We start from the raw sequence: 12,376 nt of genomic DNA, 5'->3' as shown, positions 1-12,376 counted from the left end.
CGTTCACCGGCTGTCCGCCTCGACGGCGTGGACGACGACCCGGAACCGGCGATGAGTGAGCGCCAGCCGGCTCTCGTGCTCTGCGCAAACGGCACGCGCGATCTCGGCGCGGCCGCCACCGTCCGCAGGCTCGCTCGCAAGGTCGCCCGCACGCGGCCCGGCATCGACGTCATCCGCGCGTATGCCGACATCCAGTCGCCGCACGTCGGTGACCTCGCCGCGTCACTGGCCATGGCCGGCAGGACGGCGGTGATCGTTCCCGTGCTGCTGTGCACCGGCGCCGGCGTAGGTGAGTCCATCGCGTCCGTCGTCCGCCGGCACCGCGTGGTTGCCGCCGAGCCCCTCGGCCCGGACCCGGCGCTCGCGCAGCTCGTCGTCGACCGGCTGCGCGCGGCAGGTGCTGCCGACGGTGACGGCGTCGTGCTCGTCACCGGGGTCAACCGCACCGGCAGCGCTCGTGAGGCAGCCAACGCCGCGGTGGAGCTCGTGCGGGCTCGTTGGGTCGGGCCGGTAGAGCTGGCCTTCGGCCGCGACGACGCCCAGCCGGCGCTCGCCGTGCGGCACATGCGAGAGCGCGTGTCGAACGTCGCCATCGCCGCGTACGTCCTCGGCCGCGGCAGGCTCTACCGGAGCTGGCGCTCGGCGGGAGCGGACTACTTGAGCGCCCCGCTCGGCAGCGACGACCTGCTGGTCGAGCTCATTCTTCAGCGGTTCGACTCGGCCCGTTCGCGCAGCGCGCCGCTGAGCAGCGTCGCGGCCGCCACGAGCACGAGAACGAGCAGCAGCGCGTGACGTAGCCCCGTTCGCTCGCCGAGGAAGCCGATCACCGGCGGTGCGACCAAGAAGGCGATATAGCCGATCGTCGATACGACGCTGACGCGGGCCGCTGCGTATCGCGGATCTTCAGCCGCCGCGGACATCCCGAGCGGAAAGCCAAGTGCCGCCCCCGCGCCCCAGAGCGCGACACCCGAGTACGCGACGGCTGCGTTATCGACGAAGATCACCAGCAGTAGTCCACCGCACGCCAGCGCGCCGCAGGCGCGTAACGCCAGCACCCGCCCAATCCGGTCGACCAGTCGCACGCCCGCCAGGCGGGTCAGGGTCATGGAGGCGAGGAAGACGCCAAGCGCCACGGCGCCGCCGGTGTTGCTCACCCCGTGGCCATCGACCATCGTCAGGGCGAGCCAGTCGTTGGCGCTCCCTTCCGCGAGCGCCATCCCGAGAACGACGACGCCGATCAGCAGGGTGCGGCGATCCTTCCACGCACCGAGGCGCGCTCGGACGCCAACCGGGGCGTCGTGCTCCAATGGCGGTTGGCAGATCCAGGGGTTGGTGACAGACACGGCGGCGGCGTTGATGGCTGCCACCGGAAGCAGGGGAGGGATGAGCGGCAGTCCGTATCGCTCAGCGAGCGCGCCCAGACCCGCTCCCGCCAGGGTGCCGAGGCTGAAGATCGCATGGAAGACCGGCATCACCGTGCGCGCGAGCTGCCGCTCGACGGCCGCGGCGCTCACGTTCATTACGACGTCCACCGTCCCGGCGCCCAGCCCGAACACGATGAGTCCCAGTGCCATCCCGACGAATGAATGGGCGCCGCCGGCGAAGGCGGCCCCGATGAGCCCGGCCTGCGCGACGAGGCCGAAGACGAGGATCGCCCGCCGTGGGCCGAGCGCAGATTCGAGGTGGCCTGCCGCCAGCAGGCCGGTCATCGAGCCGATGCCCAGCGACATCACCATCAGGCTCATCTCGGATGTCGACGCCCCGAGCAGGTCACGCACGTGCGGCGTCCGAGACAGGTAGGTGGCAAGTCCCAGGCCCGCGGCGAAGAACACCGTGACGATGGCCGCCGCCCACCGCCTCAGCCCGTGACTCACGTGGTCCGACGCTACCCGCCGCTGATGCGGTGGCTTTTACCCCGCGCTAGGCCGTCGAACGGGGTATAACGCCACCACGTCCGGGATAACTGGGTCAGACCCACCGCATCCGAGGGTCCCCTCGTGACCGGGTTCACCGCAAGAACCTTCGGTCCCCGTTTGTGCCGCCCGCTGGTCGTAGGGCATACTTGAACGGTTGCCTTTCGGGGGAAGTGCGCTCGTCGTGCACCCACGGGGCAACGTGATGTGATGTTACGTCGCATCACCGCAAGTGCGCTCTACGCGAGCGCATCCGGCCCACATCCACACCAAGTAGCACGTGGGTGAGCCGCGACCAGGCGACACGCCCGGGCGCGTGGACCGGAGCACCGTTACACGTTCACAGTGGCAGCGAGGGATGACGATCTCGCCTGCATGAGCGCCGCACCGGCGCCGGCATGCGCCTCTGACGGGCTGAGCGGTACTACGCGGTACTGCGACGTGATGCCACATCAGCCCAGCTCGACAACTTCAAGCAATGACCTCAGCGAACCCGGGACCCAACACCGGGAACCAAAGAAAAGGACGGCAAGCGTGGCGGGACAGAAGATCCGCATCCGGCTCAAGGCCTACGACCACGAAGCGATCGACGCCTCGGCGCGCAAGATCGTCGAGACGGTGACCCGTACCGGCGCCCGCGTGGTCGGCCCAGTGCCGCTGCCTACTGAGAAGAACGTGTACTGCGTCATCCGCTCGCCGCACAAGTACAAGGACAGCCGCGAGCACTTCGAGATGCGCACCCACAAGCGCCTGATCGACATCCTCGACCCCACCCCGAAGACCGTTGACGCCCTGATGCGTATCGATCTGCCGGCCAGCGTCGACGTCAACATCCAGTAGCAGCCGACGTCGGCGTACGCCGATGCGAATGCACGAAGCAGTAGCAACCTGAAATCAGTAGGGACAGCAAGCAGATGACCAGCAAGTACACCCGCAACGAGCGCGGCGTCCTTGGCACGAAGCTGGGGATGACCCAGGTCTTCGACGACAACAACCGGATGGTTCCGGTGACCGTCGTCAAGGCCGGCCCGTGCGTCGTGACCCAGGTTCGCAAGCCGGATGTCGACGGCTACTCCGCCATCCAGATCGGCTACGGCGAGATCGACCCGCGCAAGGTCAACCAGCCGCAGAAGGGCCACTTCAGCAAGGCCGGTGTCAGCCCGCGTCGCCACATCGCCGAGATCCGCACCGACGACGCCGAGTCGTACGAGGTTGGGCAGGAGATCACCCTCGACATCTTCGAGGCCGGCCAGTCCGTCGACGTCACCGGCACCAGCAAGGGCAAGGGCTTCGCCGGCGTCATGAAGCGCCACGGCTTCGCCGGCGTGTCGGCCAGCCACGGAGCGCACCGCAACCACCGCAAGCCGGGCTCGATCGGCGGCTGCGCCACCCCCGGCCGCGTGTTCAAGGGCCTGCGGATGGCCGGACGCATGGGCAACGAGCGGGTCACCACCCTCGGCCTGGAGGTCGTCCGCGTGGACGCCGACCGTGGCCTCCTGCTCATCAAGGGTGCGATCCCGGGCAACGCCAAGGGCGTGGTCTACGTTCGCAGCTCCGTCAAGAACGCCGCGAAGGGCGGTGCGCAGTAATGACCAACCTGACCGTTGACGTCCTCGACGCCGAGGGCAAGAAGACCGGCTCGGTCGATCTCCCCGCGGAGATCTTCGACGCGCAGGCCAACATCTCCCTGATGCACCAGGTCGTCGTGGCTCAGCTCGCGGCCAAGCGCCAGGGCACCCACAAGACCAAGGGTCGCGGCGAGGTCCGCGGCGGCGGCGCCAAGCCGTACCGCCAGAAGGGCACCGGCCGCGCTCGTCAGGGCTCGATCCGCGCTCCGCAGTACGCCGGCGGCGGCATCGTCCACGGCCCGACGCCGCGCGACTACTCGCAGAAGACCCCGAAGAAGATGAAGGCCGCCGCTCTGCGCGGTGCCCTGTCGGACCGCGCCCGCGCGGGCCTGGTCTCGGTCGTCTCGCGGTTCTCCGACGGCGAGAGCGTCAAGACCAAGGACGCCTTGGCGATCCTGACCCAGGCCACCGAGGTGGCCGCCAACAAGCGCAAGCGGGTGCTGGTCGTCCTGGATCGCGATGATCTGGCCGGCTGGGTGTCGCTGCGCAATGTCCCCAACGTGCACCTGCTGGTCGCCGACCAGCTCAACACGTACGACGTCCTGGTCGCCGACGCGGTGGTCTTCACCGAGTCCGGTCTGCAGGAGTTCCTCGCCGGTGGCCAGCAGGCCGGCACGGTCGAGGTCCCGGTCGATGACACCGCCCTCGCCGAGGCCGAGCAGGCCGAGGCCAAGGCGCAGGCCAGCGAAGAGGAGAAGTAGGCATGGCTGCCGACCCCCGCGACGTACTGCTCGCTCCGGTCATCTCGGAGAAGAGCTACGGGCTGATCGAGGAGAACAAGTACACCTTCCTCATCCACCCGGACGCCAACAAGACCCAGATCAAGATCGCCGTCGAGCAGATCTTCGGCGTGAAGGTCCTGTCGGTGAACACCATCAACCGCCAGGGCAAGCGCAAGCGCACCCGCTTCGGCTACGGCAAGCGCAAGGACACCAAGCGCGCGATCGTGACCGTCGCCGAGGGCGATCGCATCGAGATCTTCGGAGGCTCGGTCAGCTAGCTGGCCGAGCGAGCTAACGAACAAAGAAGCGAGATAGGTAAACCACAATGGGCATCCGCAAGTACAAGCCGACGACTCCGGGTCGTCGCGGGTCGAGCGTCTCTGACTTCGCAGAGATCACCCGCAGCACCCCGGAGAAGTCGCTCGTGCGTCCGCTGCACAACAAGGGCGGCCGCAACGCTCATGGAAAGGTCACCACCCGCCACCAGGGTGGTGGGCACAAGCGTGCCTACCGGCTGATCGACTTCCGCCGCGCGGACAAAGACGGCGTTCCTGCCAAGGTCGCTCACATCGAGTACGACCCCAACCGCACCGCACGCATCGCACTGCTGCACTACGCAGACGGCGAGAAGCGCTACATTCTGGCGCCGGTGCGGCTCGGCCAGGGAGCAACCGTCGAGTCCGGCCCCGGAGCCGACATCAAGCCCGGCAACAACCTTCCCCTGCGCAACATCCCGACCGGTACCGTCGTCCACGCCATCGAGCTGCGTCCCGGTGGCGGTGCGAAGATCGCCCGCTCGGCCGGCGCCTCGGTGCAGCTGGTGGCCAAGGACGGCCCGTACGCGCAGCTGCGCATGCCCTCCGGCGAGATCCGTAACGTGGACGCGCGCTGCCGCGCGACCGTCGGCGAGGTCGGCAACGCCGAGCACGCCAACATCGACTGGGGCAAGGCCGGCCGCATGCGCTGGAAGGGCAAGCGTCCGGTCGTCCGCGGTGTCGCCATGAACCCGGTTGACCACCCGCACGGTGGTGGCGAGGGCAAGACCTCTGGTGGCCGCCATCCGGTGAACCCGGCCGGCAAGCCCGAGGGCCGTACCCGCCGCCGCAAGCCAAGCGATCAGCTGATCGTCCGTCGTCGCCGTACCGGCAAGAAGCGCTAAGGAATAAGAGATGCCACGTTCGGTCAAGAAGGGCTACTTCGTCGACGACCATCTGCTGAAGAAGGTCGACGCCCAGAACGAGAAGAACACCAAGACCGTGATCAAGACCTGGTCGCGTCGCTCGACGATCATCCCCGACATGCTCGGCCACACCTTCGCCGTCCACGACGGCCGCAAGCACGTGCCGGTCTTCGTCTCGGAGTCCATGGTCGGCCACAAGCTCGGCGAGTTCGCCCCGACGCGCACCTTCAAGGGGCACGTCAAGGACGATCGCAAGTCGCGCCGCGGCTAGAGCTCACCACCGCATTCAGTAGAGAAATCAGCAAGGGGATAAGCGAATGACTGCCACCGCACAGGACGACGTCCAGGTCGTCCGCGCGCGTGCCAAGCATGTGCGCGTCACGCCGATGAAGGCGCGTCGTGTCATCGATCTCATCCGGGACCTGCCGACCTCCGAGGCGCTCACGCTGCTTCAGTTCGCTCCTCAGTCGGCCAGCGAGCCGGTGTACAAGGTGCTGGCCAGCGCGATCGCGAACGCCGAGGAGAACCACCAGCTCGACGCCGACACGCTGGTCGTGCACCGCGCGTACGTCGACGAGGGTCCGACGATGAAGCGTTTCCGTCCGCGCGCCCAGGGCCGCGCCTACCGGATCCGCAAGCGCACCAGCCACATCACCATCGAGGTAGCGCCGCTGGCCTCGAAGCCCGCAAAGAAGGGGAGTGCCCGCTAGTGGGACAGAAGGTCAACCCTCACGGCTTCCGCCTCGGTATCACCACCGAGTGGAAGAGCCGTTGGTTCGCTGACAAGCAGTACGCCGACTACGTCAAGGAAGACGTGGCGATCCGCAAGCTCATGACCGAAGGCATGGAGCGCGCCGGCATCGCCCGCGTCGACATCGAGCGCACCCGCGACCGGGTTCGCGTCGACATCCACACCGCCCGCCCGGGCATCGTCATCGGTCGCCGCGGCGCCGAGGCCGAGCGGCTGCGCGGTGAGCTGGAGAAGCTCACCGGCAAGCAGGTGCAGCTGAACATCCTCGAGGTCAAGAACCCCGAGTCCGATGCGCAGCTGGTCGCCCAGGGCGTCGCCGAGCAGCTCTCGAGCCGCGTGGCCTTCCGCCGCGCGATGCGCAAGGCCCAGCAGTCGGCGATGCGCTCGCCGGGCGTGAAGGGCATCCGCATCCAGTGCTCGGGCCGTCTCGGCGGTGCCGAAATGTCGCGCTCGGAGTTCTACCGCGAGGGTCGCGTGCCCTTGCACACCCTCCGCGCGAATATCGACTTCGGCCTGTACGAGGCCCGCACCACCTTCGGCCGCATCGGCGTGAAGGTGTGGATCTACAAGGGCGATGTGACCCAGAGCAAGGCCGAGCGCGATGCCGCCGAGGCCGCGCTGCGCGAGCACCGCCGCAACCGCCCCGAGCGCCGTCCGCGCCGATCGGGTTCGTCGGGCACCACCGGCGTGTCGACCGAGGCCGGCCGCGCCGCCGCCCAGGCCGCCGCCGGACCGGCCGAGTCGGCTCCGGCCGAGCCGGTCGCCGTCCCCGAGACCGAGCAGCCCGCCGCCGAGGCGAACGTCGCCGAGGCGACCGCCCCGCAGCCGGAGCCGGCCGCCGAGGCAGAGACTGAGAAGGACTCCTGAGCCATGCTTATCCCTCGCAAGGTCAAGTACCGCAAGCAGCATCACCCGGGTCGCGCCGGCGCTGCCAGCGGCGGCACCCGCGTCACGTTCGGTGACTACGGCATCCAGGCCATGGAGCCGGCGTACGTCACCAACCGCCAGATCGAGTCCGCTCGTATCGCCATCAACCGCCACATCCGCCGTGGCGGCAAGGTCTGGATCAACATCTTCCCGGACCGCCCGCTGACCAAGAAGCCCGCCGAGGTCCGCATGGGCTCGGGCAAGGGCTCGCCGGAGTGGTGGGTGGCCAACGTGAAGCCGGGCCGCGTGCTGTTCGAGCTGACCTACCCAAACGAGCAGATCGCCCGCGAGGCACTTCGCCGCGCGATCCACAAGCTCCCGATGAAGTGCCGCATCGTCAAGCGCGATCAGGAGTTCTAATGGCAGTCGGAACCTCGCCGTCGGACCTGCGTGAGCTCGAGGATGACGAGCTCGAGACTCGCCTGCGCGAGTCGAAGGAAGAGCTGTTCAACCTGCGCTTCCAGGTCGCGACCGGCCAACTGGACAACCACAAGCGGCTGAAGGCCGTCCGCAGCGACATCGCCCGGATCTACACGATCCTGCGCGAGCGCGAGCTGGGCCTGGCATCGGCACCGAGCGAGAGCAGCGGGAGCTAACACATGGCTGATGAAGTAGTGACTGACAAGCCGGACGAGACCCTCGACAAGGAGATCGGCCACGGCGGTGACCGCAACTACCGCAAGGTGCGCAGCGGCATCGTAGTCAGCGACAAGATGGACAAGACCGTCGTCGTTCAGGTCGAGGACCGAGTCAAGCACGCGCTGTACGGCAAGGTCATGCGCCGCAGCTCGCGCCTGAAGGTCCACGACGAGAACAACGAGGCCGGCATCGGCGACCGCGTGCGCGTCATGGAGACCCGCCCGCTGTCGGCCACCAAGCGCTGGCGCCTGGTCCAGGTCATCGAGAAGGCCCGCTAACCCGGGCCGACGGCCGCCTCGGCGGCCGGTGAGTATCCAATCCGTTCGGCCAGGCTCGCGCTAGGCGAGAACCGGCAGACAACTGGGAGTAGAAGTGATTCAGCAGGAGTCGCGACTTCGGGTCGCCGACAACACCGGAGCCCGAGAGGTCCTGTGCATTCGGGTCCTCGGCGGTTCCGGTCGCCGCTACGCCGGCATCGGTGATGTCATCGTCGCCACCGTCAAGGACGCCATTCCCGGCGCCGGCGTCAAGAAGGGCGATGTCGTCAAGTGCGTCATCGTCCGCACCGTCAAGGAGAAGCGTCGCCCCGACGGCTCCTACATCAAGTTCGACGAGAACGCCGCCGTCCTGATCAAGCCGGACGGCGAGCCTCGCGGCACCCGCATCTTCGGCCCTGTCGGGCGCGAGCTGCGCGACAAGAGGTACATGAAGATCATCTCGCTCGCCCCGGAGGTGCTGTAACCGATGAAGGTCAAGAAGGGCGACACCGTCCTGATCATCTCCGGCAAGGACAAGGGCGCGAAGGGCAAGGTCATCGCCGCCTACCCGGAGAAGCAGAAGGTCATCGTCGAGGGCGTCGGTCGCGTCAAGCGCCACACCCGGATGCAGGCCAGCCAGCGCGGCTCGCAGGAGGGCGGCATCGTCACCCAGGAGGCGGCGATCCACGTCAGCAACGTGATGGTCGTCGACAAGGAGGGCAAGGCCACCCGCGTCGGCTACCGCAAGGACGAGGACGGCCGCAACGTGCGCGTCTCCAAGCGCGCCACCGGCAAGGACAAGGACCTCTAAGCCATGACTACTGAGACCCCCGAGCGCGTCATCCCGCGCCTGAAGACTCGCTACAACGACGAGATCGCGCCCGCGCTGCGCGAGCAGTTCGGCTACTCGAATGCGATGCTGATCCCGCGCGTGGTGAAGGTCGTCGTCAACATGGGTGTCGGCGACGCCGCCAAGGACGCCAAGCTGATCGACGGCGCGCTGCGCGACCTCACCCTGATCACCGGGCAGAAGCCGCAGCTGCGTCGCGCCACGAAGTCCATCGCGCAGTTCAAGCTGCGCGAGGGCCAGCCGATCGGCGCGAAGGTCACGCTGCGTGGAACCCGGATGTGGGAGTTCCTCGACCGCACCCTGTCGCTGGCGCTGCCGCGCATCCGCGACTTCCGCGGCCTGTCGGCCAAGCAGTTCGACGGCAACGGCAACTACACCTTCGGGCTCACCGAGCAGTCGATGTTCCACGAGATCGACATCGACAAGATCGACCGCGTCCGCGGCATGGACATCACGGTCGTCACCACCGCCAAGACCGACGATGAGGGACGGGCTCTGCTCAAGGCACTCGGCTTCCCGTTCAAGGAGGACTAAGCCATGGCTAAGAAGGCCCTGATCAACAAGGCGAACCGCAAGCCCAAGTTCGCCGTGCGCGCCTACACGCGGTGCAACAAGTGCGGTCGCCCGCACTCCGTCTACCGCAAGTTCGGCCTGTGCCGCATCTGCCTGCGCGAGATGGCGCACGCGGGCGAGCTGCCCGGAATCACCAAGTCCAGCTGGTAATGAATCTTCGCCGCAGGCCCCCGAAGGGAACCGCGGCGGGAAGGAAAACACTCATGCAGAACACGAAGGGACGGGATCTGTAATGACGATGACCGATCCCATCGCGGACATGCTGACCCGCGTGCGCAACGCCAACTCGGCGTACCACGACGAGGTCTCGATGCCGCACAGCAAGCTCAAGACCCACATCGCCGAGATCCTCAAGCAGGAGGGCTACATCGCCTCCTATGAGGTCGCCGACGGCGAGAAGGGCAAGGTCCTGAAGATCGAGCTCAAGTACGGTCCCAACCGGGAGCGCTCGATCGCCGGCGTCCGCCGCATCTCCAAGCCCGGTCTGCGCGTCTACGCGCGCTCGACCGAGCTTCCCCGGGTGCTCGGCGGCCTCGGCATCGCCATCATCTCGACGTCGTCCGGCCTGCTCACCGACAAGCAGGCGACCCGTCAGCGCGTGGGCGGCGAAGTCCTCGCGTACGTCTGGTAAGGGAGGGAACCATGTCGCGTATTGGTCGTCTTCCCGTCGCCATCCCTAGTGGTGTCGACGTACAGATCGCGGGCCAGGAGATCACCGTCAAGGGCCCCAAGGGCGAGCTCAAGCACACGGTCGTCACGCCGATCAGCATCGAGAAGAATGACGATGGCGTGGTCGTGAGCCGCCCGGACGACGAGCGTGACTCGCGTGCCCGGCACGGCCTGTCTCGCTCGCTGATCAACAACATGGTCGTCGGTGTCACCGAGGGCTACGAGAAGAAGCTCGAGATCGTCGGCGTGGGCTATCGCGTCACCGCCAAGGGCAGCAGCCTGGACTTCTCGCTGGGCTTCTCGCACCCGGTCGTCGTCGACCCGCCGGAGGGCATCACCTTCAAGGTCGAGTCGCCCACCAAGTTCTCGGTCGTCGGCATCGACAAGCAGAAGGTCGGCGAGGTCGCCGCCAAAATCCGCAAGCTGCGCAGGCCCGAGCCGTACAAGGGCAAGGGCATTCGCTACGCCGGCGAGCAGGTTCGCCGCAAGGTCGGAAAGCAGGGTAAGTAATGGCATCGTCCGCTATCGCACGCACCGGCGGTCGTGGTGTGGCGCAGCAGCGCCGCAACGCCAAGGCCCGTCGTCACTTCCGGCTGCGCAAGAAGGTCGTCGGCACCACCGAGCGCCCACGCCTGATCGTCACCCGGTCCTCGCGGCACATCGTCGCGCAGATCGTCGACGACAGCGTCGGCAAGACGCTGGTGTCCGCCTCGTCGCTGGAGGCCGACGTCCGCGCTGCGGAGGGTGACAAGAGCGCGATCTCGAAGAAGGTCGGCGAGCTCGTTGCCCAGCGCGCCAAGGACGCTGGCATCAGCTCGGTGGTCTTCGATCGCGCCGGCAACAAGTACCACGGTCGCATCGCCGCGCTGGCTGAGGCCGCGCGTGAGGGAGGCCTCGACTTCTAATGCAGACCACTCTTTCGGTCAAGGAGAGCATCTAATGCCAGGACAGCAGCGTCGCGGCGGCGGTGCCGGCGGCGATCGCCGGGATCGTCGCGATGGCGGCCGCAACAACCAGGCTCAGGCGGAGAAGTCCAACCACCTCGAGCGCGTCATCAAGGTCAACCGAGTCGCCAAGGTCGTCAAGGGCGGACGGCGCTTCAGCTTCACTGCGCTGGTTGTCGTCGGCGACGGTGACGGCACCGTGGGCGTCGGCTACGGCAAGGCCAAGGAGGTCCCTGCCGCGATCGCCAAGGGCGTCGAGGAGGCGAAGAAGAACTTCTTCAAGGTCCCCCGGATCGCCTCGACCATCCCGCACCAGATCCAGGGCGAGGCCGCGGCTGGGGTCGTCATGCTGAAGCCGGCCAGCCCCGGTACCGGCGTCATCGCCGGTGGTCCGGTCCGCGCCGTCCTCGAGTGCGCCGGCATCGGCGACATCCTGAGCAAGAGTCTCGGCTCGGACAATCCGATCAACATCGTGCACGCCACCGTTGCCGCCCTGAAGGGCCTCGTGCGTCCCGAGGAGGTGGCCGCTCGCCGTGGCCTGCCCGTCGAGGACGTCGCCCCCGCGGGCATGCTGCGGGCGCGTGCCGGCCAGGGAGCGTAAGCGCATGGCACAGATCAAGGTCACCCAGCTCCGGTCGTCGATCGGCGTCAAGCCCAATCATCGCGCCACGCTGCGCGCCCTGGGCCTGAAGCGGATCAACGACACCGTGATCCAGGAGGACCGCCCGGAGATCCGCGGCATGGTCCAGACGGTCACGCACCTCGTGTCCGTTGAGGAAGTGAAGTAGCAATGGCAGAAGACAACCAGGCTCAGGCGAGCGCACCGATCAAGGTGCATCACCTCCGTCCGGCTCCTGGCGCCCACAAGGCCAAGACCCGCGTGGGTCGCGGCGAGGCGTCCAAGGGCAAGACGGCCGGTCGTGGCACCAAGGGCCAGCACGCCCGCAACACGGTCCGCGCTGGCTTCGAGGGCGGCCAGACGCCGCTGCAGATGCGCCTGCCGAAGCTCAAGGGATTCAAGAACCGCTTCGCGACGTCCTACCAGGTCATCAACCTCGACCGGCTGGCCTCGCTGTTCCCCGAGGGCGGCAAGGTCGGTGTGGACGAGATGGTCCAGGCCGGTGGCGTCCGCAAGGGCCAGCTGGTGAAGGTGCTCGGCACCGGCGAGCTCGGCGACGTCAAGCTCGAGGTCAGCGCGCACGCGTTCTCGAGCTCGGCCAAGGAGAAGATCACCGCGGCGGGAGGCTCGGTCACCGAGCTGTGACCGGCCCCGTCCTGCTGACCCGCCCGGCGCCCCTTGGGCACGGGCGGGGTAGGCATCTG

At 67.7% G+C, this 12,376-nt stretch carries 23 protein-coding genes; 22 read left to right on the top strand and 1 reads right to left on the bottom strand.

Going from position 1 to position 12,376, the window contains the following annotated elements:
- The first annotated feature begins 51 nt into the window (after nt 1-51).
- Entirely contained in the window at nt 52-792 is a 741-nt protein-coding gene (locus DAA40_RS10935; protein WP_158716385.1) for a sirohydrochlorin chelatase, read from the top strand.
- Here the strand turns inward: DAA40_RS10935 and DAA40_RS10930 are convergent.
- Nucleotides 705-1,874 (bottom strand): MFS transporter, encoded by a 1,170-nt coding sequence (locus DAA40_RS10930; protein WP_106849751.1) that lies wholly within the window; start codon nt 1,872-1,874, stop codon nt 705-707. The genes DAA40_RS10935 and DAA40_RS10930 overlap by 88 nt on opposite strands.
- A gap of 573 nt (nt 1,875-2,447) precedes the next feature.
- Here DAA40_RS10930 and rpsJ point away from each other — a divergent pair.
- The 21 genes from rpsJ to rplO all read left to right on the top strand — a co-directional run bounded on the left by rpsJ (nt 2,448) and on the right by rplO (nt 12,317).
- Nucleotides 2,448-2,753, top strand: a complete 306-nt coding sequence (rpsJ, locus tag DAA40_RS10925; RefSeq protein ID WP_003938093.1) for a 30S ribosomal protein S10 — start codon at nt 2,448-2,450, stop codon at nt 2,751-2,753.
- Between the two features lie 74 nt (nt 2,754-2,827).
- Nucleotides 2,828-3,502, top strand: a complete 675-nt coding sequence (gene rplC / locus DAA40_RS10920; RefSeq protein WP_106849750.1) for a 50S ribosomal protein L3 — start codon at nt 2,828-2,830, stop codon at nt 3,500-3,502.
- Nucleotides 3,502-4,242, top strand: coding sequence for a 50S ribosomal protein L4 (gene rplD / locus DAA40_RS10915; protein WP_106849749.1), 741 nt, complete (start codon nt 3,502-3,504; stop codon nt 4,240-4,242). The genes rplC and rplD overlap by 1 nt, the downstream gene beginning before the upstream one ends.
- Nucleotides 4,243-4,244: 2 nt before the next feature.
- The gene (gene rplW / locus DAA40_RS10910) at nt 4,245-4,541 is read left to right on the top strand and encodes a 50S ribosomal protein L23 (protein ID WP_106849748.1); all 297 of its coding nucleotides are present in this window, start codon (nt 4,245-4,247) and stop codon (nt 4,539-4,541) included.
- A 47-nt stretch (nt 4,542-4,588) separates the two neighbouring features.
- Nucleotides 4,589-5,422, top strand: a complete 834-nt coding sequence (gene rplB, locus DAA40_RS10905; protein ID WP_106849747.1) for a 50S ribosomal protein L2 — start codon at nt 4,589-4,591, stop codon at nt 5,420-5,422.
- A gap of 10 nt (nt 5,423-5,432) precedes the next feature.
- Nucleotides 5,433-5,714: a 30S ribosomal protein S19 gene (gene rpsS / locus DAA40_RS10900; RefSeq protein ID WP_106849746.1), complete on the top strand. Its 282-nt coding sequence runs from the start codon at nt 5,433-5,435 to the stop codon at nt 5,712-5,714.
- A gap of 46 nt (nt 5,715-5,760) precedes the next feature.
- Entirely contained in the window at nt 5,761-6,153 is a 393-nt protein-coding gene (rplV, locus tag DAA40_RS10895) for a 50S ribosomal protein L22 (protein ID WP_106849745.1), read from the top strand.
- Entirely contained in the window at nt 6,153-7,061 is a 909-nt protein-coding gene (rpsC, locus tag DAA40_RS10890; protein WP_106849744.1) for a 30S ribosomal protein S3, read from the top strand. Before rplV ends, rpsC begins: the two co-directional genes overlap by 1 nt.
- Nucleotides 7,062-7,064: 3 nt before the next feature.
- A complete protein-coding gene (rplP, locus tag DAA40_RS10885; protein ID WP_106849743.1) occupies nt 7,065-7,481 on the top strand; it encodes a 50S ribosomal protein L16 in 417 nt (138 codons plus the stop codon).
- The gene (gene rpmC / locus DAA40_RS10880) at nt 7,481-7,717 is read left to right on the top strand and encodes a 50S ribosomal protein L29 (RefSeq protein WP_106849742.1); all 237 of its coding nucleotides are present in this window, start codon (nt 7,481-7,483) and stop codon (nt 7,715-7,717) included. The genes rplP and rpmC overlap by 1 nt, the downstream gene beginning before the upstream one ends.
- Before the next feature lie 3 nt (nt 7,718-7,720).
- Complete coding sequence (gene rpsQ, locus DAA40_RS10875) at nt 7,721-8,038, top strand: 30S ribosomal protein S17 (RefSeq protein WP_106849741.1); 318 nt, start codon at nt 7,721-7,723, stop codon at nt 8,036-8,038.
- Between the two features lie 94 nt (nt 8,039-8,132).
- Nucleotides 8,133-8,501 (top strand): 50S ribosomal protein L14, encoded by a 369-nt coding sequence (gene rplN, locus DAA40_RS10870; RefSeq protein ID WP_106849740.1) that lies wholly within the window; start codon nt 8,133-8,135, stop codon nt 8,499-8,501.
- A 3-nt stretch (nt 8,502-8,504) separates the two neighbouring features.
- Entirely contained in the window at nt 8,505-8,828 is a 324-nt protein-coding gene (gene rplX / locus DAA40_RS10865; RefSeq protein ID WP_106849739.1) for a 50S ribosomal protein L24, read from the top strand.
- 3 nt (nt 8,829-8,831) lie between these two features.
- On the top strand, nt 8,832-9,401 hold the full coding sequence (rplE, locus tag DAA40_RS10860) for a 50S ribosomal protein L5 (protein WP_106849738.1): 570 nt from the start codon (nt 8,832-8,834) through the stop codon (nt 9,399-9,401).
- A 3-nt stretch (nt 9,402-9,404) separates the two neighbouring features.
- Nucleotides 9,405-9,590 carry a type Z 30S ribosomal protein S14 gene (locus tag DAA40_RS10855; protein ID WP_106849737.1) on the top strand — a complete coding sequence of 62 codons (186 nt, stop codon included), beginning with the start codon at nt 9,405-9,407 and terminating at the stop codon, nt 9,588-9,590.
- A gap of 82 nt (nt 9,591-9,672) precedes the next feature.
- Nucleotides 9,673-10,071: a 30S ribosomal protein S8 gene (gene rpsH / locus DAA40_RS10850; RefSeq protein ID WP_106849736.1), complete on the top strand. Its 399-nt coding sequence runs from the start codon at nt 9,673-9,675 to the stop codon at nt 10,069-10,071.
- 11 nt (nt 10,072-10,082) lie between these two features.
- Nucleotides 10,083-10,619, top strand: coding sequence for a 50S ribosomal protein L6 (gene rplF / locus DAA40_RS10845; RefSeq protein ID WP_106849735.1), 537 nt, complete (start codon nt 10,083-10,085; stop codon nt 10,617-10,619).
- On the top strand, nt 10,619-11,014 hold the full coding sequence (rplR, locus tag DAA40_RS10840; RefSeq protein ID WP_106849734.1) for a 50S ribosomal protein L18: 396 nt from the start codon (nt 10,619-10,621) through the stop codon (nt 11,012-11,014). The genes rplF and rplR overlap by 1 nt, the downstream gene beginning before the upstream one ends.
- A gap of 34 nt (nt 11,015-11,048) precedes the next feature.
- Nucleotides 11,049-11,654 carry a 30S ribosomal protein S5 gene (rpsE, locus tag DAA40_RS10835; protein WP_106849733.1) on the top strand — a complete coding sequence of 202 codons (606 nt, stop codon included), beginning with the start codon at nt 11,049-11,051 and terminating at the stop codon, nt 11,652-11,654.
- A gap of 4 nt (nt 11,655-11,658) precedes the next feature.
- Nucleotides 11,659-11,841: a 50S ribosomal protein L30 gene (rpmD, locus tag DAA40_RS10830; protein WP_106849732.1), complete on the top strand. Its 183-nt coding sequence runs from the start codon at nt 11,659-11,661 to the stop codon at nt 11,839-11,841.
- A 38-nt stretch (nt 11,842-11,879) separates the two neighbouring features.
- Complete coding sequence (rplO, locus tag DAA40_RS10825; RefSeq protein WP_234356368.1) at nt 11,880-12,317, top strand: 50S ribosomal protein L15; 438 nt, start codon at nt 11,880-11,882, stop codon at nt 12,315-12,317.
- The last annotated feature ends 59 nt before the right edge of the window (nt 12,318-12,376 follow it).

Source organism: Blastococcus sp. Marseille-P5729 (genome assembly GCF_900292035.1).
Classification (GTDB): domain Bacteria; phylum Actinomycetota; class Actinomycetes; order Mycobacteriales; family Antricoccaceae; genus Cumulibacter.
Note: the sequence above shows the minus strand (reverse complement) of the source record. Positions and strands in the feature narration are given on the sequence as shown.